Source organism: Kitasatospora sp. NPDC127067, from assembly GCF_042724755.1.
GTDB lineage: Bacteria > Actinomycetota > Actinomycetes > Streptomycetales > Streptomycetaceae > Kitasatospora > Kitasatospora lactacystinica.
Window position 1 is genome coordinate 52,286 of the sequence record NZ_JBHXEM010000011.1, and the last position, 19,295, is coordinate 71,580.

Consider the following 19,295-nt stretch of genomic DNA (forward strand, 5'->3'; position numbering starts at 1 on the left):
ACCGCCTCCTGTGGTCCCGGTATTCGGGTTCCCGCGTGGTATCTACGCCCTTCGGGCGGGGGTGGGAGGGGGGGGGGGGGCGCGGTGGGGGGGCCCCGCACCGCCCTCGACAGGTGGTCCCAGTGCGCCGGCAGCGGACCGGCGCCTCGGTTGCTCGCGCCGGCAGCAAAGCCGACGCGTCGGCTGCTCCCGCCGGCAGCGGACCGGCGCGTCGGCTACTGCGGCCAGGCGGCGTCGATGTCGGCGGCGGTCTTCTGGATCGACTGCCCCTCGGCGAACCAGGCGGTCAGCGACTTCCACTCCTGTCCGGCGCCCACGGCGGCCGGCATCAGGTCGGAGCCGTCGAAGCGGAAGGTCGCCGACGGGTCGGTCAGCGCCTCGGCCGACAGCTTGTCGATCGGGTCGGTGTAGAGGCCCTTGTCCACGCCCTGGTTGGCCGAGACCCAGCCGCTCGCGGTCTTCACCCGGCTGCTCGCCCAGGCGGAGCTGGACAGGTAGTTCTGCACCGCCTGCACCTCGGGCCGGCCGGAGAAGGCCGCCAGGAACTCGCCGCCGCCCTCGACCGGATTGGCGATCGACGGGTTCACCGCGGGCAGGTGGAAGGCGAAGACGTCCCCGTCCGGGCCGACCTTGGTGCCCTTGGGCCACTGCGCCTCGTAGAAGGAGGCCTGCTGCAGCAGCATGCACTTGCCGCTCAGGATCGGGGTGCCCGCGTCCTGGAAGGTGGTGGTGGCGATCGACTTCACGTCACCGAAGCCCGCGTTGACCCAGGCCGGGTTCTGCATCCAGTCGGCGACCGTCTTCATCGCGGTGGTGATCTTCGGGTCGGAGAACTTCACCTGGTGGCCGACCCACTGGTCGTACACCTCGCCGCCGTACGAGCCGAGCACCACCTCCTCCAGCCAGTCGGTGGCCGGCCAGCCGGTGGCCGTTCCGGAGGCGATGCCGCCGCACCACGGCTTGGCGCCGCCCGCCTTGGCGATCCGGTCGCTGAGCGCCATCAGGTCGGCCCAGGTCTTGGGCGCCTCGTAGCCGGCCGCCTTGAAGGCCTTCGGCGAGTACCAGACCAGGGACTTCATGTTGGCGCTCATCGGGGCCGCGTAGAACGTGCCGTTGACCGATCCGTAGGTCTTCCAGATCGGGCTCCACTTGTCCTGGTTGGCGACGGTCTGGGCGGGCGGCTTCACCACCTTGCCGCTCTTCACCATCTGCGCCAGCAGGCCCGGCTGCGGGATGATCGCGAAGTCCGGGGCGTTGCCCCCGGAGACCCGGACCGGCAGCTGGGACTCGAAGTCGTTCGAGCCCTCGTAACTGATCTTGATCCTGGTGCACTTGCTGAACTCGGCCCAGGACTTCTCCAGGTTGTCCGACTCAGGGCTCAGGATCGAGGCGAACATCGTCACCGTGGTACCCGCGTGTCCGGCGTACGGCTGGTACGCGGCGCAGTCGCCGGACAGCGACGCGGCCGATCCGCCCCCGCCACCGCCCGAACCGCCGGAGCTGTTGGAACAGGCCGCGGTCAGCGCCAGCGCCGCCACCAGGGCGGCCGCGGCGACCGGACGACGGCGGTAACCCGGATGCTGCGCGGTCGGGTTGAGGGTCAATGCGGTTCTCCTCGCCAGGGCGTGCTGCCGACGGTGGGCTGAACGACATCGCGCTGTACCGGAGATGGGCCTGCAAGGGATCACGGACAAGGATCACGGACGGGGATCGCGGACGGGATCACGGACGGGATCACGGGCGAGCCGCGTCCGGACTGATCGAAGACGTTAACGCAGCCGCCGCCCCTCGCCAAGGTCCACGTTCGACCTTCACAAGCCGGTGTCCCGACCGTGACCCGCGACCAGGCGGTACCCGGACCGCCACCACCAGAAGCCGAAGACCCCGACCGGAAATCCGGACGGGGCCCAGAACGTGACGACACATCAGATCAGAACAGCCGGATCGGCAGCTCCCGCAGGCTGTTCACCACCAGCGAGGGGCTCGGCCGCAGCTCGGCGTCCGGCACCGCGAGCGACAGCCCCGGGAAGCGCTCGAACAGCGCGGGCAGCGCGACCCCCGCCTCCAGCCGGGCCAGCGGGGAGCCCGGGCAGACGTGCGGGCCGTGCCCGAAGGACAGGTGACGGGCCGGGTCCCGGGTGAGGTCGAAGACCTCGGCCGTCACCCCGTGCTGGAGCGGGTCGCGCCCGATCGCGTTGTACGAGACCAGCACCGGCTCACCCGCCGGGATCACCACCTCGCCGACCGGGATGTCCTGCGCGGCGAACCGGAACAGGAAGTTGCTGGTCGGCGGCGTCCAGCGGAGCGACTCCTCCACCACCACGTCCCAGGACACCCGGCCCGAGCGCACCAGCTCCAACTGGTCCGGGTGGGTCAGCAGCGCCCGCACCGCGTTGCCGATCAGGTTCACCGTGGTCTCGTGGCCGGCCGCGATGATCACCCGCAGGGTGGCCGCAGCCTCCGCGTCGGTCAGCGCCCCGCCCTCGGTGTCGGCCGCCAGCAGCACGCTCGCCAGGTCCTCGCCGGGAGCCGAACGGCGCTGCGCCACCAGGCCGTTGACGAAGGCGTTCAGCCCGGCGACGGTCGCCTGGATGCCCTCCGGGTTCGGCTTGATGCCGAAGAACCGCTCGTACAGGTCGCGCAGCAGGCCGTGATCCGACTCGGGAACGCCCAGCAGCGAGCAGATCACCGTCATCGGCAGCGGGAAGGCGAAGGCCGTCTTCAGGTCCACCACCGGCTCGCCCGCCGCCAGGGCGTCCAGCAGCGCGTGGGTGATCTCCTCGACGCGCGGACGCATCAGCTCCACCCGGCGCGGGGTGAAGGCCTGCGCGACCAGCGCCCGCAGCCGGCGGTGCTCGGCGCCGTCCGTGGTCACCATGCTCGGGCCGGGCACCGCCAGACCGATCAGCGGCCAGGTCTTCGGCACCTCACCGCGCTGGTACGCCGCCCAGTGCGCGGCGTCCTTCACCAGCCGGGCGTCGGTCAGCAGGTCGCGCGCGGCGGCGTGCTGCGTCACCGCCCAGGCGGCGACCCCACCGGGCAGCTCGACCGGCACCACCGGGCCGGCGGCCCGCAGCAGCACGCCCTCGGCCGCGTTGTCACGGGCCAGCGGGTCGAGGACGATTCGGGCCGGGGCAGCGGTCATCGACAACTCTCTTTCGAACAGCGGGTGTTGAACGATCAGGCCGGGTGGCCCGGGGTGAACGAGACCGGCAGCGCCACCAGCCCCCGCACCCAGGCCGACGGCCGCCACACCAGCGCGTGCTCGGCCACCGCCAGCCGAAGGTCCGGCAGCCGGTCGAGCAGCACCTCGATCGCGGTGGTGGCGATCACCTCCGCCGCCTCCTGCGCCGGGAACGGGCAGCCGTGCTCGCCGTACGAGTAGCTCATGTGCGCCCGGTTCCCCTCCGCCGGGCGGCCGTCCGCCTGCCGGACCGCCGGATCGGCGTTGGCCCCGGCGAAGCCCAGCAGGACCATGTCCCCCTCGGCGATCCGCTGGCCGCCCAGCTGGGTGTCACGGACCGCCCAGCGGCCGGCGAAGATCTGGGTCGGGGTGTCCTCCCAGAGCGCCTCGTTCAACGCCTGGCTGATGCTGCGCCGGCCGCCGGCCAGCGAGGCGGCGAACCGCTCGTCGGTGAGCATCAGCCGCAGCGCGTTGGAGATCCAGTACGAGCTCGGCTGGTGGCCGGCGATCAGCAGCACCCGCAGATCGCGCATCACCTCGTCGTGGGTCAGCCCGGCCGGGTGCGCCAGCATCCGCGAGGCGACGTCGGCGCCCGGGTACTCCGCCTTCTCCTCGACCAGCGCGAGCATCAGCTCCAACAGCCGCTGGGCGCCGGCCGGCGCGTCCGGGCCGCCGTCCAGCATCGCCAGCAGCGCCGCGATCAGCTGCGGCGCCTGCTCCTCGTCCAGGCCGAGCACCCGGCACAGCACCAGCAGCGGCATCCGGTGCGCGTACTCGGCGACCAGATCGGCCTCGCCGCGCCCGGCGAACTCGTCGATCAGCCGGTCGGCGATCTCCTCGGCGTGCTTGCGCAGCTCGTACGGGTCGATCCCGGCCAGCGCGTCGGTGACCGCGCGCGAACGCCGGACGTGCTCCTCGCCCTCGGCGTAGAGGATCGACGGCACGGGCGCCATCATCGGCTTCAGCGGCCAGTCGGCGGGCAGCGTCTCCCAGGCGTGCCAGCGGCTGGAGTCGCGGCCGAACAGCTGCGGCCGGCCGGTCACCTGCTGGAGCTCGCGGTAGCCGATGACCAGCCAGGCGGGCACGCCGCCGGCCAGCTCGACCGGGGCGACCGGGCCGTGCGCGGCGCGCAGTTCGCGGTAGAGCTGGGACGGGTCGGTCTGGAAGCGCGGCCCGTACAGCGGCGTGGCGCCGGCGTGCGCCGGGCAGCCCGGGGGCGGGGTGGCGGCGGGCTCGGTCACGGGGTGCTCTCCTCGTAGATCACGGTGCGGGACCCTGCCCGGGCGGGCTCCTCGGCCCCGGCGGCAACGGCCCGGGCGGTAACGGCCGGAGCGGCAACGGCGGCATCGGCCGGAGCGGAAACGGCCCCGGCGGCAACGGCCGGAGCGGCCCCGCCGGTCAGGGCCCCCTCGTCGGCCCCGGCCAGGGCGGCCAGATGGTGGACCAGGGCGATCAGCACCTGCTTGCCGGACTCGCGGTCGCGCGCGTCGCAGTCCACCAGCGGTACCCCGGCCGGCAGGTCCAGCGCCTCGCGGACCTGCTCCAGGGTGTGGCCGGGCTCGCCGAAGTTGTTGCGGGCCACGATGAACGGCGTGCCGTGGTGCTCCAGCCGGTCGATCGCGTACCAGGAGTCCTCCAGCCGCCGGGTGTCCACCAGGACGACCGCGCCCAGGGCGCCGCTGAACAGCCGGTCCCAGAGGAACCAGAAGCGCTCCTGGCCGGGCGCGCCGAACAGGTACAGCACCTGGCGCTCGGAGAGGGTGATCCGGCCGAAGTCGAAGGCGACCGTGGTGGAGCGCTTGCCCCAGGCGCCGGCCGGGTCGATGCCCTCGCCCGCCCTGGTCATCACCTCTTCGGTGTTCAGCGGGCGGATCTCGCTGACCGAGCCGACCAGGGTGGTCTTGCCCACCCCGAAGCCGCCGACCACGACGATCTTCAGCGCGTTGTCGGCCGTCGCCCGCAGCGGGGTGCGCGCGCCGGCGGACCGGACGCCGGCAGCGGCAGCCGCGTCGGGGTCGGCGTCCCACGCATCAGAGCCGTTGGAGGCCATGCAGCACCTGCTTCAGCGTGTCGAGGTCGGGCAGCCGGGCCTTGTTCGGCGCGAACCGGGGGTGGCGGGCGGTGACCGCCCCGGACTCCAGCAGGTCGCCGAGCAGGATCTTCACCACCGAGACGGGCAACGCCAGCTCCGCCGCCACCTCCACGACGGCGGTCGGGGCCTCGCACATCCGCAGGATCCGGGCGTGCTCCGACTGCATCCCGGGCGCCGGCTGCCGCTCGGCGACGATCAGGGTGACCAGGTCGAAGGCGTTCTCCGGCGCCCGGCTGCGGCCCCGGGTGATGGTGTAGAGGCGGTCCGGGTCGTCGTCACGGCCCGGCAGCACCGGCCCGGCAGTCATATGCCGGCGCTCTCTTGCGCGGCGGCCTCGCCCTCCGCCTCCCGGGCGGGCGCGCTGAGGTGGACCCCGATCTGCTCGATCAGGCCGTGCATGTTGTGGCCGACCACGCCGACGTCCGCGTCGTCGTCCGTGACCACCGCGAGGTGCGCGCCCTCACCGGCCGCCACGATGCACAGGATGCCGCCGTGGAACTCGGTCATCGACTGCCGCACGCCGCCGCTGCCGTCGCCGAACTCGATGGAGGCGCCGTGCGCCAGGCTCTGCAGGCCGGATGCGATGGCGGCCAGCTGGTCGGCCTGGTCGGTGCTCAGCCCGGCGGTGTGGCAGAGCTTGAGGCCGTCGGCGGAGAGGACCAGGGCGTGCCGGGTGCCGGGGGTCGCCGCCCGCAGGTTCTCCAACAGCCAGTCGAGGTCGCGGTCGCTGGCACTGCTCATCAGGTGTCCTTCTCGGTGACGGGGGAAGCGTCGGGCATGGTGTCGGGATTCGTGGTCGGCGCCCCGGCGGGGGGCTGCTCGGCCCCCGCGGGACGGGCGGCGGCCCGGCGGAACGCGCCGAACCGGGCGGCCGCGCCGACCGCGTCGGTGCTCACGGCCTTCGCGGTCCGGGCCGTCGCGGGGGCGCTGGTCGCCAGCGTCTGTCCGCGCCGGCGCTGCGGCAGGCCGCTGTCGGTCATCCGGGCGGGCGCAGCCGGCAGGGCGGGCGCGGTGGACGTCTGCGTCCCGGTGGCGGTCGGCGTCCCGGCCGGGGTCCGCTGCGCGGCGGGCGCCGGAGGCAGGGAGGCGGGCGCCGGAGGCAGGGAGACGGGTGCGGGGCGCGCCGAGGTGAGCGCGGGGCGCGCGGTCTCCACGGGCGGCGTCTGCGCCGGGATGGACGCCTGGACGGGCGCCGGGGCGGCGGTCGGCACCGGGTGCGTGACGAGCCGCGGCGGGATCAGCATCACCACGCCGGTGCCGCCGCGCGCCGAAGGCCGGAAGGAGATCTGCAGCCCGTGCTTGCGCGCCAGCACGCCGACCACCGCGAGCCCCAGCCGGGTACCGGCGGAGAGCGTGGTGAGGTCCAGCGGCTCGGCGCAGACGGCCCGCTCGGCCCGGCGCAGCCAGCTGTCGCTCAGCCCCAGCCCGCTGTCCTCGACGGTGACCACCAGCCCGGCCGGCACCTCCTCGACGTAGACGTGCACCTCGGCCGGCGGGGCGGAGAAGTTGGTGGCGTTGTCCAGCAGTTCGGCCAGCGCGTGCATCACGCCCTCGGCCGCGTACCCGGCGACCGCGGCGGTGCTGGCGTTGTGCAGCCGCACCCGCTGGTAGGCGCCGATCCGGCCGAGCGCGCCGCGCAGCACCGACTCCACCGCGATCGGCTTGGCCCAGCGGCGGCCCGAGCGGGCGCCGGTGAGCACCGCGATGCTGTCGGCCATCCGGCCCGCCTGGGCGGTCGAGTGGTCCAGGCTCAGCAGGTCGCCGAGGACCTCCTCGCCGTGCCGGTGCTGCATCTCGCGCAGCTCGGCGTGCATGCTCGTGGCCAGCGCCTGGACCCGCCCGGCGGCGGTCGCGCAGACGGCCAGGGCGGCTGCCCGCAGCCGCTCGCCGCGGCCGATCTCCTCGCCGACGGCGCGCAGCAGCGCGTACTGGGGGTGCTTGCGGTGGACGGCCAGCGCGCTGTCCACGGCGGCGCCGGCCCGCAGCTTCGCCACCACCTCGGGCAGCACCCCCTCGACGATCCGGGCCAGTTCGGCGCGTTCCGACTCGGCCCGGGTCCGCTCCGTCTGCGCCCCGGCCCGCTCGGCGTCCAGTTCGGCCCGCAGCCGGGCCAGTTCGGTGTGCGCGGCGGTGACGTCCGCCTCGGCGCGGGACTGCTCGGCGCGGGCGGCGTCCCGCTCGGCGAGCGCGGCGGCGGCGCGGTCGGCGGCGGCCGTCTCGGCCTGCCGGGCCGTGCCCGCGGCGACCAGCGCGGCCCGGGTCTCCTCGTGCTGAGCGGCCAGCTCCTCGGTCAGCCCGCGGGCGCGCTCCGCACCGGTCGAGGCGAGGCCGACGGCGATCAGCCAGAGCACCGTGACGGCAACCACCGCGAGGGCGGTGAGCGGCTGGTGCGCGCCGAACGCCCGGACGACGCCGACCGGCGCGGCGACCAGCGCCAGCAGCACGGCGGCCGCGGTCAGGGCGACGGTGCGCGGCGCGGGCCGTCGGCGCGATCGGCCGTCGGGGCTGGTGGCTTCTCTCATCGGTGCGGTCCTCGGCAACGTCGGCGGGCGGCGGCGCGGGCGGCGGGTCGGCGACGGTTGCGGCCGCCGACAGCTGGGTCGGGCGCATACCGGACCGCCCGGCGACGTCATGAAACGTCTCCGGGCGTCTGATCGGTTCACGCTTTCGGCCGATCATATCGATTCAGACATAGGCCTCAAGTGGCCAGTTGACGGCCAATCTCCTGCTTTCACACCGTCCACACCACACTGCGACACCACCGACGCCCACCCGCGTGCCACGGTTCACACCTCGGGTGGCCGGCCCCGTCGGCCGCCGCCGAACTCAGCGGCGGCCGAACCGCCGTTCCAGCGCCTCCTCGAAGGTCCCCCGGCCCACCGCCCGGTCCGGCGTCAGGTTGCCGCCCGCCCGAAACCCGCGGCCGGCCGCACCCGGCACGCGCAGCGTCAGCAGCAGCCGGCGCCTGCCCGCCGCCCGCAGGTAGGCCTCGGCCAGCTCCCGGTACGAACGCACCTGCGGGCCGCCCACCTCCGGCGCGAAGCCGGCCGGCTCCTCCCCCACCAGGTCCGCGACCGCCGCCGCCACCTCCCGCACGTCCACCGGCTGGCACGCCGTCCCGCTCAGCACCGGGAAGACCGGCAGCTTCACGGAGGCGTCGAAGAACCTCAGCACCAGGTCGTGGAACTGCGTCGCCCGCAGCACCGTCCAGCCCAGCCCCGACTCCCGCACCACCCGCTCACAGGCGAGCTTCGTGTTGTAGTACGCGATCGGCACCCGGTCGATCCCGACGATCGACACGTACACCAGGTGCCGCACCCCGGCCTCCCGGGCCCGCGCCACCAGCGTCCGGACTCCGGCCAGGTCCTCCTTCTTCTGCGTGGTCGCGCAGTCGACCACCACCTCGACCCCGGCCATCGCCCCCGCGATCCCGGCGCCGCTCACCAGGTCGCCGACCGCCCACTCGACCCCGTCGCCCCCGTCCCGCGCCCGCCGGCTCAGCCCCCGCACCGCCACCCCGCGCGCCACCAGCAGCCGCACCACCTCCCGCCCGAGCGTCCCCGTCGCCCCGGTCACCAGCACCGTTCCCATCACCGCACCACTCCTTCTCGGCAGAACCCGTCACCCCCTACGGACCGGACACCACCCCCGAACGTGACATCGGCAGTCACGGGAACACGAAAAAGGCGGGGCGAGGACCGTGAAGTCCTCGCCCCGCCTCAGGTTTTCACCTCATCGGGTGAAACCGGGGTCGAGCGTGATCAGCTGCAGCCGCTGGTGGAGCCGCAGCCCTCGCAGAGGTAGCAGCTGCCGGCGCGGCGCATCTTGGTGCCGCAGGAGAAGCAGAGCGGGGCGTCGGCGTTGAGGCCGAGCTGGATCTCCATCAGCTCCGTGGAGTTGTGGGCCTGCTTCGGGGCCGTCCTGGGCGCCTCGACGGCCGGGGCCGGGACCACGGGCGGCCTGGCGGCGACCGGGGCGGACTGGGCGAGCGACTCGGTGTCGAGCTCCTCGACCTCCAGCGGCTCGTACGAGCCCGTCTCCAGGTGGCGCTGGCGCTCCTCGACGGAGTGGATGCCGAGCGCCGAGCGGGTCTCGAACGGCAGGAAGTCGAGTGCCAGGCGGCGGAAGATGTAGTCGACGATCGACTGCGCCATCCGCACGTCCGGGTCGTCGGTCAGGCCTGCCGGCTCGAAGCGCATGTTGGTGAACTTGGAGACGTAGGTCTCCAGCGGCACGCCGTACTGGAGGCCGACCGAGACGGCGATGGAGAAGGCGTCCATCATGCCCGCGAGGGTCGAGCCCTGCTTGGACATCTTCAGGAAGACCTCGCCCAGACCGTCGTCCGGGTAGGAGTTGGCGGTCATGTAGCCCTCGGCGCCACCGACCGTGAAGGAGGTGGTGATGCCCGGGCGGCCCTTGGGCAGACGCTTGCGGACCGGGCGGTACTCGACCACCTTCTCGACCACGGCGGGAGCCTCGGCCTGCGCCGACTTCTCCTCGGAGTCCTTCTTCTTGGCCGAGAGCGGCTGGCCGACCTTCGAGTTTTCGCGGTAGATGGCGAGCGCCTTGACGCCCATCTTCCACGCCTCGAAGTAGATCTCCTCGACGTCCTCGACGGTCGCGGCGGCCGGCATGTTCACGGTCTTGGAGATGGCGCCGGAGATCCAGGGCTGGATCGCGGCCATCATCCGCACGTGGCCCATCGGCGAAATGGAGCGCTCGCCCATCGCGCAGTCGAACACCTCGTAGTGCTCGGCCTTCAGGCCCGGCGCGTCCACCACGTTGCCGTGCTCGGCGATGTGGGCGACGACCGCCTCGATCTGCTCGTCCTGGTAGCCGAGGCGCTTGAGGGCGCGCGGGACGGTGCCGTTGACGATCTGCATCGAGCCGCCGCCGACCAGCTTCTTGAACTTGACCAGGGCCAGGTCGGGCTCGACGCCGGTGGTGTCGCAGTCCATCATCAGACCGATGGTGCCGGTCGGGGCGAGCACCGAGGCCTGGGCGTTGCGGAAGCCGTTCTGCGCACCGACGCGCAGCACGTCCTGCCAGGTCTTGTTGGCGGCCAGCCAGACCGGGGCGTCCAGGTCGTCGTGGGAGACGGCGTCCAGCGAGGCGTCGGCGTGCTGCTTCATGACCTGCTGGTGCGGGGCCGCGTTGCGGGCGTAGCCGTCGTACGGGCCGACCACGCCGGCGAGTTCGGCGCCGCGGCGGTAGGCGGTGCCGGTCATCAGCGAGGTGATGGCGCCGGCCAGGGCGCGGCCGCCCTCGCTGTCGTAGGCGTGGCCGGTGGCCATCAGCAGGGCGCCGAGGTTGGCGTAGCCGATGCCGAGCTGGCGGTAGGCGCGGGTGGTCTCGCCGATCTTCTCGGTGGGGAAGTCCGCGAAGCAGATGGAGATGTCCATCGCGGTGATGACCAGCTCGACGACCTTGGCGAAAGCCGCCGCGTCGAACGAGTCGTCGTCGCGCAGGAACTTCATCAGGTTCAGCGAGGCGAGGTTGCAGCTGGAGTTGTCCAGGTGCATGTACTCGGAGCAGGGGTTGGACGCGTTGATGCGGCCGGACTCCGGGCAGGTGTGCCAGTGGTTGATGGTGGTGTCGTACTGGATTCCGGGGTCGGCGCAGGCCCAGGCGGCCTCGGCCATCTTGCGGAACAGCTTCTTCGCGTCGACGGTCTCGATGGCCTCGCCGGTCATCCGGGCGCGCAGGCCGAATTCGGTGCCGTTCTCGACGGCGGTCATGAATTCGTCGTTGACGCGGACCGAGTTGTTGGCGTTCTGGTACTGGACGGAGGTGATGTCGTCCCCGCCGAGGTCCATGTCGAAGCCCGCGTCGCGCAGGGCGCGGATCTTCTCCTCCTCCTTCACCTTGGTCTCGATGAAGGCCTCGACGTCCGGGTGGTCCACGTCGAGGACGACCATCTTGGCCGCGCGGCGGGTGGCGCCGCCGGACTTGATGGTGCCGGCCGAGGCGTCGGCGCCGCGCATGAAGGAGACCGGGCCGGAGGCGTTGCCGCCGGAGGAGAGCAGTTCCTTGGAGGAGCGGATCCGGGAGAGGTTGAGGCCGGCGCCGGAGCCGCCCTTGAAGATCATGCCCTCTTCCTTGTACCAGTCGAGGATCGACTCCATGGAGTCGTCGACGGACAGGATGAAGCAGGCGCTGACCTGCTGGGGCTGCTTGGTGCCGACGTTGAACCAGACCGGCGAGTTGAAGCTGAACACCTGGTGGAGGAGGGCGTGCGTCAGCTCGTGCTCGAAGATCTCGGCGTCGTCCTTGGTGGCGAAGTAGCCGTGCTTCTCACCGGCGGCGCGGTAGGTGAGCACCACGCGGTCGATGATCTGCTTCAGGCTCCACTCGCGCTGCGGGGTGCCGACGGCGCCGCGGAAGTACTTGGACGTGACGATGTTGACGGCGTTGACCGACCAGAAGTCGGGGAACTCGACGCCGCGCTGCTCGAAGTTGATCGAGCCGTCGCGCCAGTTGGTCATGACGACGTCACGCCGCTCCCAGCGGACCTCGTCGTACGGGTGCACGCCAGGAGTGGTGTAGATGCGCTCCATCGGGAGGCCGCCCTTCGGCGCCTTGGCGCCCTTGACCGCGGCCTTCTCGGACTTCGACCCGCGCGCCGAACCGCTCGTGGTGTCTGTCACTTCTCGCTCCTCCTCCTGGGCAAACGCCCGAAGTGCCCTGAAAAGTCCGGGCACTGCTGGTTCGTTCTTCCGGTGTGCGGGCAGGCGGAGACCTTGCCTGCTTACGCACGGTTTGTAGTGTTCTGTGCCCCGTTTTCGGGCACGCGTGGGCCCCGCGGGGCCATGGTGGTGCGACGGGGCCCGCCCGGGGCCCGGTGCCGACGCCCGCTAGGGCGCGGCGGCGGAGACGGACACGGGGGTGTCGTCCGCCTCGGGGGCGCGGGGCCGTTCGACGCGGAGTTCCGCGATGGCGGCCTCGAAGTCCTCAAGTCCGTCGTACGCCTGGTACACGGAGGCGAAGCGCAGGTAGGCGACCACGTCGAGCTCCTTGAGCGGGCCGAGTATGGCCAGCCCCACGTCGTGGGTGGTCAGCTCGGCGTTGCCGCTGGCGCGCACGCACTCCTCGACCCGCTGCCCGAGCTGGGCCAGCGCGTCCTCGGTGACCGGGCGGCCCTGGCAGGCCTTGCGGACGCCGGTGATGACCTTCTGCCGGGAGAACGGCTCGGTGACGCCGCTGCGCTTGATGACCATCAGTGCGGCCGTCTCCACCGTGGTGAAGCGGCGGCCGCAGTCCGGGCACTGCCGACGGCGGCGGATGCAGCTGCCGTCCTCGGTGGTCCGGCTGTCGACAACACGGCTGTCGGAGTGCCGGCAGAAGGGGCAGTGCACCTCGGGATCCCTCCCTGGCAGAACGTTCGGACCTCTTGAGTCTATGCGATGTGCCCCCGGCCTGGGCAAGCCGATCATGCGGGGTGACCACTAGTACTGGGCACGGATGACGACTATAGCCACTACATCTAGGAGTCCGGGGGAGGTGAGCACCATGGCGTGTCGATGCCGCGACGGCGCCGATTAGACTGCCGGAGTCGAGTTCTGCTCGAACATTTACTCGATGTACAACAAAGCCTTGATCGAGTCAGTCAACTCCCGAATAATTCACTCGAACGTGTGTTTGGCGCAACCTTTCGATAGGAGGCGCGTTGGGCTGGAAAAGGGGAGAGGACAGCCGTCGAGAGGGGCCGCCGTGAACACGATCGAAAGCAACACCATCCCGGTGCAGGAACACTCCCAGTTCAAGGTGGGGCAGCGCACCACGAATCAACAGGGTCTGGACATCAGCATGGACCGTAGCGAAGACCACCGTCTCCCCGGCGCGGCCCTGTCCGGAACGGCCCGCGTTCCGGACCAGCCGATCGAACACTCCGCCGCCCTGGACGACGGCCATCCCTCCCCCGCCCGCGCGATGCCCGGCCGCCCCCCCGGGATCCGCACCGACGAGGCCGGTCTCACCGAGCGCCAGCGCCGGGTGATCGAGGTCATCCGGGATTCCGTCCAGCGCCGCGGCTACCCGCCGTCCATGCGCGAGATCGGCCAGGCCGTCGGCCTGTCCAGCACCTCCTCGGTGGCCCACCAGCTGATGGCCCTGGAACGCAAGGGCTTCCTGCGCCGGGACCCGCACCGCCCGCGCGCCTACGAGGTCCGCGGCGTCGAGGTGGCCCGCCCGAACACCGCCGAGACGGCCGGCCGCCCGTCCACCTCCTACGTCCCGCTGGTCGGCAGGATCGCCGCCGGCGGGCCGATCCTGGCCGAGCAGACGGTCGAGGACGTCTTCCCGCTGCCCCGCCAGCTGGTCGGCGAGGGCGAGCTGTTCGCGCTCACCGTGCGCGGCGACTCGATGATCGAGGCCGCCATCTGCGACGGCGACTGGGTCACCGTGCGCCGCCAGCCGGTCGCCGAGAACGGCGACATCGTGGCCGCGATGATCGACGGCGAGGCCACCGTCAAGCGGCTCAAGCGCGAGGACGGCCGGATCTGGCTGATGCCGCACAACTCGGCGTACGAGCCGATCAACGGCGACAACGCGACCATCCTGGGCAAGGTCGTCGCGGTCCTGCGCCGCCTCTGACTCCTGTGCCGCGGCCGACGGCACCGGGAAGGGGCTCCACCGCTCGTGCGGGGAGCCCCTCCGGCATTGCGGCCCGGACGCCCCCGGGCCCGGCCCTCAGCCCCGCTTCACCACCGGCCGGACCGGCGCCGCCGAGGCGTCGATCGCCGCCAGCGAGCGGCGCACCTGGTTGCGGTCCGTGGTGTACCAGAACTCGGGCATCGAGGACCGGAAGAAGCTCCCGTACCGCTTGGTCTCCACCCGCGGGTCCAGCACCGCGACCACGCCCCGGTCGTCGGCCGCGCGCACCAGCCGGCCCGCGCCCTGTGCCATCAGCAGCGCCGCGTGCGTCGCCGCGACGGCCATGAAGCCGTTCCCGCCGCGCTGCTCGACGTCCTTCTGGCGGGCGCTCATCAGCGGGTCGTCCGGCCGGGGGAACGGGATCCGGTCCATCACGACCAGCTGGCAGGCCGAGCCGGGCACGTCCACGCCCTGCCAGAGCGAGAGCGTGCCGAACAGGCAGGTGGTGGCGTCCGAGGCGAACTCCCGGATCAGCTCGCCCAGGGTGTCCTCGCCCTGCAGCAGGACGCGCTGGTCCAGCCGCTCGCGCATCGCCTCGGCGGCCGTCTGGGCGCCCCGCATCGAGGAGAACAGCCCCAGCGTCCGCCCGCCGGCCGCACCGATCAGCTCGGCCAACTCGTCCAGCATGTCCGGCCGTTCGGGGTCGCGCCCGGGGTCGGCGAGGTGCTTGGCGACGTACAGGATGCCCTGCTTGGGGTACTTGAACGGCGAGCCGACGTCGATCCCGCGCCAGTGCGGCACCGCATCCTCGCCGAAGGCCGGACCGGACTCCGGGTTGTCCCCGGCGGTGCGGACGTCCGGCAGCCGCGTCTCGGAGGGCAGGCCGACGGAGGCGGCGACGCCGTTGAAGTCCCCGCCGAGCTTGAGCGTGGCCGAGGTGAGGACGACCGAGCGCTCCTTGTACAGCCCCTCGCGCAGCAGCCCGGAGACACTCAGCGGGGCGACCCGCAGCGAGGCCGTGCCCAGCCCGTAGCGGTCGCTGCGCTCGATCCAGACCACGTCGTACTCGGAGTCCTCCAGCAGCCGCTCGGCCGTCTCGTGCAGCGCCTCGGCCGAGGCCATCGCCTGCTTGCGGACGGCGTCCTCGTCGCTGAGCCCCTTGTCCCTGGTCTCGCCGAGCGAGCTGATCACCTGGCGGGAGGCGTCCCGGATCGCGGTGACCGCGTACGCCAGGTACTCGGGCAGTTCCTCGACCCGGCCGGGCTGGGCGGTCTCCATCAGGCCGTGGTAGTTCTCGGCGGCGGCCTGGAGCGCGTCGACCGCCTTCTCGTTGGCCAGCCGCGCGGCCCGCTTGACCGCCCGGTTGACCGCGCCGACGGTCAGCTCGGCGGTGGCCGCGCCGGTGACCCGGTTGACCAGCTCGTGCGCCTCGTCCACGATCAGCAGCCCGTGCTCGGGCAGCACCGGCGCGCCCTCGATCGCGTCGATCGCGAGCATCGCGTGGTTGGTGACCACGACGTCCGCCAGCTTGGCCCGCTCCCGCGCCTTCTCCGCGAAGCACTCCTGCCCGTACGGGCAGCGGGTGGCGCCGAGGCACTCCTTGGAGGTGACCGACAGCTGGGCCCAGGCCTTGTCGGAGACGCCGGGGCTGAGGTCGTCGCGGTCCCCGGTGTCCGTCTCGTCGGCCCAGTCGCGCAGCCGCAGCACGTCCTTGCCGAGCTTCCCGGTGGGCCCTCCGAGCGCGTCCACCGGGTCGAACAGGCCCTCGCCCTCGTCGCTCGGGGTGCCCTCGTTGGCCCGGTGCAGGCACAGGTAGTTGGAGCGGCCCTTGAGCATCGCGAACAGCGGCCGGCGGCGCAGCACGGGGTGCAGCGCCTCGACGGTGCGTGGCAAGTCCCGTTCCACCAGCTGGCGTTGCAGCGCCAGGGTGGCCGTGGCGACGACCACGCGGTCGCCGTGGGCGAGTGCGGGCACCAGATAGGCCAGGGACTTCCCGGTGCCGGTGCCGGCCTGGACGAGCAGGTGCTCGCCGTGGTCGACGGCGTCGGCGACGGCCTCGGCCATCCGGACCTGACCGGGGCGCTCCGCGCCGCCGACGGCCGCCACCGCGGCGTGCAGCAGTTCGGGGATCCGCGAGCGCGGGACGGCGACGGCTTCCTCGGCCTCGTCGCCGAGGGCCGTCGCGGGCTGGGATTCGGAGTCGTTCGTCATGACCCTCCCACCCTACGGGGCGGGGGTGACAATCCGGTCCCGTTGCCCGGGCAGTCGCACGTCCACCGCGACCAGCGCGTTCGGCACGGTCCCGTGCCGGGCGGCGTGCGGGCGGTGCGGGCGGTCCTGGTAGCCGTCCAGCAACAGCCGGTTGCGGTTGAGGCAGAGCCGGTCGATCCGCGGGCGGAACAGGTCGAACAGCTCGAAGCGCTCGCCCAGCTCGGGGAAGCGGTCCTGGTAGCGCAGCACCTCCGCGCGCAGCAGCGCCCAGAACTCGGTCTCGGGCAGTCCGGTCTGCGCCTCCAGCAGCGGGGCGAGATAGCGGAAGACGCCGATGAAGAGCCCGGAGTGGATGAACTGGCAGAGTCCCTGCGGGCTCTCCCGCAGCAGCACCTCGGCGACCTCGGCGGGCAGCGCGTGCAGTTCGGGCAGGCTCTGCGCGCTGAGGTTGACGTCGTCCACGAAGTCCTTGACCGCGAGCCGGACCGGCACGTCGGACGGGTCGAAGACCACGATGGCGTTCTCGCCGTGCGGGGAGAAGACCAGCCCGTAGCGGTAGAGGAAGTGCAGCAGCGGCGGCATCGTCGCGGCGAACAGCCGGGCGGTCCAGTCGCCGGGGAGCAGGCCGGAGCGGTCGATCAGCTCGGCGGCGAGCGCCCGCCCGTCGGAGCCGGTCTGCAACAGCGCGGCCAGGGTGCGGGCCCGCTCGCCGCCGGCCAGGAAGGGGCCGAGCGGCTGGCGCCAGATCGCGCCGAGCAGCTCCTTGTACTGGTACGGCGCCTCGGGCAGCTCGCGGTAGAGCGGGTGGTCGACGGTGACGGAGGCGATCTCGCCGAGCAGGATCACCCGGCACTCGTCGCGCAGGTACGGGTCGGCGTCGCGCAGCCCGAGCAGCCAGGCGGTGACGGCGGGCGCGGCCAGCGTGCGCTCGACCGGCAGGCCGCGCCAGACCAGGGTGTTCAGGACGGACAGCGGCAGCTTGACGGTGCAGCGCTCGGGATGGGCGGTGTTGAAGAAGGAGCGGATGGACTGCTGGGGCAGCCGTGGGTCGCCGTCCGAGGGCAGCGGGACGATCTCGCCGGAGGCGATCCAGGGGGCGAACAGCGGCAGGATCGTCTCGTCCCACTGCCAGGGGTGGACGGGCAGCAGCAGGTAGTCCCCGGCGTCCGGGCCGAGGGCGGCGCGCAGCGCGTCGACGTCGTCCAGCTCGCGGGCGTACAGCTGCTCGGGCCGTTCCAGGCCGGGCACCCCGCGGTACTCGGCGAGCCGGCGGTGGACGGCGATCCAGGGCAGCGGGCGGGGGCTGCGGGCCTCCGGGGCCCAGCGGGCGGCGTCGGTGCCGGAGAAGCCGATCCGGCCCTTGTTGGGCACGATCCAGGGGTGGCCGGTCTGCCGGCCCTCCAGGGCGGCGTGGTCGAGGTCGGCGAGTTCGGCGGCGGTCAGCGCGGTGGCGAGCTGGCGGGCGTCGGCGGTCAGGGTGGCGCAGAGCTCGCGGATCAGGTGGCCGGTGGTCTCGCCGCGCATGCCGAGGGTCTGCCGGGCGTACGGGAGGAAGCGCAGCGGGTCCAGGCCGTCCGGGCGGGTGCAGCGGACGGACTCGGGGTCGACCTGCCAGCTGTCGTAGGCGCCGCGCCGGGCGGTGAAGCGGTACTCGGCCTCGGGCAGCTCCAGCCGGTACTCGCCGGGCGCCTCGCCGGGGACGGGCCGGAGCAGGTCCTCGTAGGCGAACTCGCCCAGCATCTTGGCCAGCAGGGCGCGGCCGGCCCGCTGCCAGTGCCCGGCGGTGAGGTGCGGCGGCAGGTGGAGCGGCGGTTCAGCGGCCGACGGTTGCGGCACGGGTCAACTCCTGGGGGCGGGGGACGACGGTGGTCCGGTGGTGGGACGCGGGGTCGGGGGCGGGTACGGGCGGTGCGAAGCCGGTCCAGGCGGTGCGGTCGGGCAGCCGGTGGACGGTGCGCCCGGTGACGGCGTTGAGGATCACGGCGGCCCGGTGGGCGCCGAGTCCGAGGTCGGGGGTGCCGACGCCGTGGGTGTGCAGTTCGGCGTTCTGGACGTACAGCCCGCCGGTGAGTTCGGGGCGGGTGGCGACCCGGTGGTCCAGGTCGACCCGGTAGCGCCCGGCCTCGTCCCAGTCGATCAGCTCGGCGAGCGGTTCGAGGGCGGCCGGGCGGGCCGCCCGGTAGCCGGTGGCGAGCACGAGGGCGTCGGTGCGCAGCAGGTGCTCGGCGCCGGAGTCGGTGTGCCGGCAGTGCAGTTCGAGGCCGCCGCAGGGGCCCGGTCGGGCGGCGGTGACGGCGGTGCCGGGGGTGATCTCGACCGGGGCGGTGTCGATCGGGCGGCCGATGGTGCGCTCGTAGAGGTGGTCGTGGATCTCGGCGAGGGTCTCGGTGCTGGCGGCCTTGTGCAGCTGCCACTGGGCGGCGACCAGCGCGTCCCGGACGGGGGCGGGCAGGCTGTGGAAGTAGCGGGTGTAGTCGGGGGTGAAGTGCTCCAGGCCGAGCTTGGAGTACTCCATGGGGGCGAGCGCCCTGGTGCGGGTGAGCCAGCGCAGCCGGACGCCGTCGCCCTCGTGGCGCCGGAGCAGGTCGAGGAAGACCTCGGCGCCGGACTGTCCGCTGCCGATCACGGTGATGTCCCGGGCGCCGGCCAGGTCGGCTCGGCGGTCCAGGTACTCGGCGGAGTGGAAGGCGCGCGGGTGTCCGGCCAGCGCGGCGAAGGCCTCGGGGAGGACCGGCCGGGTGCCGACGCCGAGGGCGAGGTTGCGGGCCCTGACCTCGGAGCGCCGGCCGGTCGCGGTGTCGGTCAGCTCGGCGCGGTACCAGGGCGCGTCCCAGTGCAGGGCGGTGACCTCGGTGCCGAAGCGGCAGCCGGTCAGCCGTTCGGCGGCCCAGCGGCAGTAGTGGTCGTACTCGCGGCGCGGCAGCTGGAAGCGCTCGGCGAAGTAGAACGGGAAGAGCCGGTCCTGGTCGCGCAGGTAGTTGAGGAAGGACCACGGGCTGGTCGGGTCGACCAGGGAGACCAGGTCGGCGAGGAACGGCACCTGCATCCGGGCCCCGTCCACCAGCATCCCGTGGTGCCAGCGGAACTCCGGGCGCTGGTCGCAGAAGAGGGTGCGCAGGCCGGGGACGGGCTCGGCGAGCGCGGCGAGCGAGAGGTTGAACGGGCCGATGCCGACGCCGAGCAGGTCGTACGCGGGGGGTGTCGAGGTGTCCACAG

The 19,295-nt window shown here is 72.9% G+C and carries 14 protein-coding genes; 1 reads left to right on the forward strand and 13 read right to left on the reverse strand.

Annotated elements, in window-relative coordinates; all coding sequences use genetic code 11:
* Window positions 1–215: 215 nt before the first annotated feature.
* From ACFWJ4_RS07080 to nrdR, 10 genes are all read right to left on the reverse strand, one after another.
* A complete protein-coding gene (locus tag ACFWJ4_RS07080) occupies window positions 216–1,604 on the reverse strand; it encodes an ABC transporter substrate-binding protein (protein ID WP_380540132.1) in 1,389 nt (462 codons plus the stop codon).
* 326 nt (window positions 1,605–1,930) lie between these two features.
* Window positions 1,931–3,145: a cytochrome P450 gene (locus ACFWJ4_RS07085; RefSeq protein WP_380540135.1), complete on the reverse strand. Its 1,215-nt coding sequence runs from the start codon at window positions 3,143–3,145 to the stop codon at window positions 1,931–1,933.
* A 35-nt stretch (window positions 3,146–3,180) separates the two neighbouring features.
* A complete protein-coding gene (locus ACFWJ4_RS07090; RefSeq protein WP_359907035.1) occupies window positions 3,181–4,425 on the reverse strand; it encodes a cytochrome P450 in 1,245 nt (414 codons plus the stop codon).
* Window positions 4,422–5,234 carry an ATP/GTP-binding protein gene (locus ACFWJ4_RS07095; protein ID WP_380540140.1) on the reverse strand — a complete coding sequence of 271 codons (813 nt, stop codon included), beginning with the start codon at window positions 5,232–5,234 and terminating at the stop codon, window positions 4,422–4,424. Before ACFWJ4_RS07095 ends, ACFWJ4_RS07090 begins: the two co-directional genes overlap by 4 nt.
* Entirely contained in the window at window positions 5,215–5,583 is a 369-nt protein-coding gene (locus ACFWJ4_RS07100; RefSeq protein ID WP_359907038.1) for a DUF742 domain-containing protein, read from the reverse strand. The genes ACFWJ4_RS07095 and ACFWJ4_RS07100 overlap by 20 nt, the downstream gene beginning before the upstream one ends.
* The gene (locus ACFWJ4_RS07105; protein ID WP_380540143.1) at window positions 5,580–6,017 is read right to left on the reverse strand and encodes a roadblock/LC7 domain-containing protein; all 438 of its coding nucleotides are present in this window, start codon (window positions 6,015–6,017) and stop codon (window positions 5,580–5,582) included. Before ACFWJ4_RS07105 ends, ACFWJ4_RS07100 begins: the two co-directional genes overlap by 4 nt.
* Complete coding sequence (locus tag ACFWJ4_RS07110) at window positions 6,017–7,798, reverse strand: ATP-binding protein (RefSeq protein WP_380540146.1); 1,782 nt, start codon at window positions 7,796–7,798, stop codon at window positions 6,017–6,019. Before ACFWJ4_RS07110 ends, ACFWJ4_RS07105 begins: the two co-directional genes overlap by 1 nt.
* A gap of 304 nt (window positions 7,799–8,102) precedes the next feature.
* On the reverse strand, window positions 8,103–8,867 hold the full coding sequence (locus tag ACFWJ4_RS07115; protein ID WP_380540244.1) for an SDR family oxidoreductase: 765 nt from the start codon (window positions 8,865–8,867) through the stop codon (window positions 8,103–8,105).
* Between the two features lie 170 nt (window positions 8,868–9,037).
* Complete coding sequence (locus ACFWJ4_RS07120; RefSeq protein WP_380540149.1) at window positions 9,038–11,923, reverse strand: vitamin B12-dependent ribonucleotide reductase; 2,886 nt, start codon at window positions 11,921–11,923, stop codon at window positions 9,038–9,040.
* A 207-nt stretch (window positions 11,924–12,130) separates the two neighbouring features.
* Entirely contained in the window at window positions 12,131–12,631 is a 501-nt protein-coding gene (gene nrdR, locus ACFWJ4_RS07125) for a transcriptional regulator NrdR (RefSeq protein ID WP_359907050.1), read from the reverse strand.
* Window positions 12,632–13,082: 451 nt separating this feature from the next.
* On the opposite strand from nrdR, the gene lexA reads away from it, so the two are divergent.
* The gene (gene lexA, locus ACFWJ4_RS07130) at window positions 13,083–13,868 is read left to right on the forward strand and encodes a transcriptional repressor LexA (RefSeq protein WP_380350895.1); all 786 of its coding nucleotides are present in this window, start codon (window positions 13,083–13,085) and stop codon (window positions 13,866–13,868) included.
* Between the two features lie 96 nt (window positions 13,869–13,964).
* On the opposite strand, the gene ACFWJ4_RS07135 is transcribed toward lexA, so the two are convergent.
* Genes ACFWJ4_RS07135 through ACFWJ4_RS07145 form a run of 3 tightly spaced genes read right to left on the reverse strand, consistent with a single transcriptional unit; the run spans window position 13,965 to window position 19,293 of the window.
* Window positions 13,965–16,079 (reverse strand): ATP-dependent DNA helicase, encoded by a 2,115-nt coding sequence (locus tag ACFWJ4_RS07135; protein ID WP_380540152.1) that lies wholly within the window; start codon window positions 16,077–16,079, stop codon window positions 13,965–13,967.
* A gap of 12 nt (window positions 16,080–16,091) precedes the next feature.
* Window positions 16,092–17,915: an IucA/IucC family protein gene (locus ACFWJ4_RS07140; protein WP_380540155.1), complete on the reverse strand. Its 1,824-nt coding sequence runs from the start codon at window positions 17,913–17,915 to the stop codon at window positions 16,092–16,094.
* Window positions 17,893–19,293 (reverse strand): lysine N(6)-hydroxylase/L-ornithine N(5)-oxygenase family protein, encoded by a 1,401-nt coding sequence (locus tag ACFWJ4_RS07145; protein WP_380540158.1) that lies wholly within the window; start codon window positions 19,291–19,293, stop codon window positions 17,893–17,895. The genes ACFWJ4_RS07140 and ACFWJ4_RS07145 overlap by 23 nt, the downstream gene beginning before the upstream one ends.
* Window positions 19,294–19,295 lie beyond the last annotated feature (2 nt).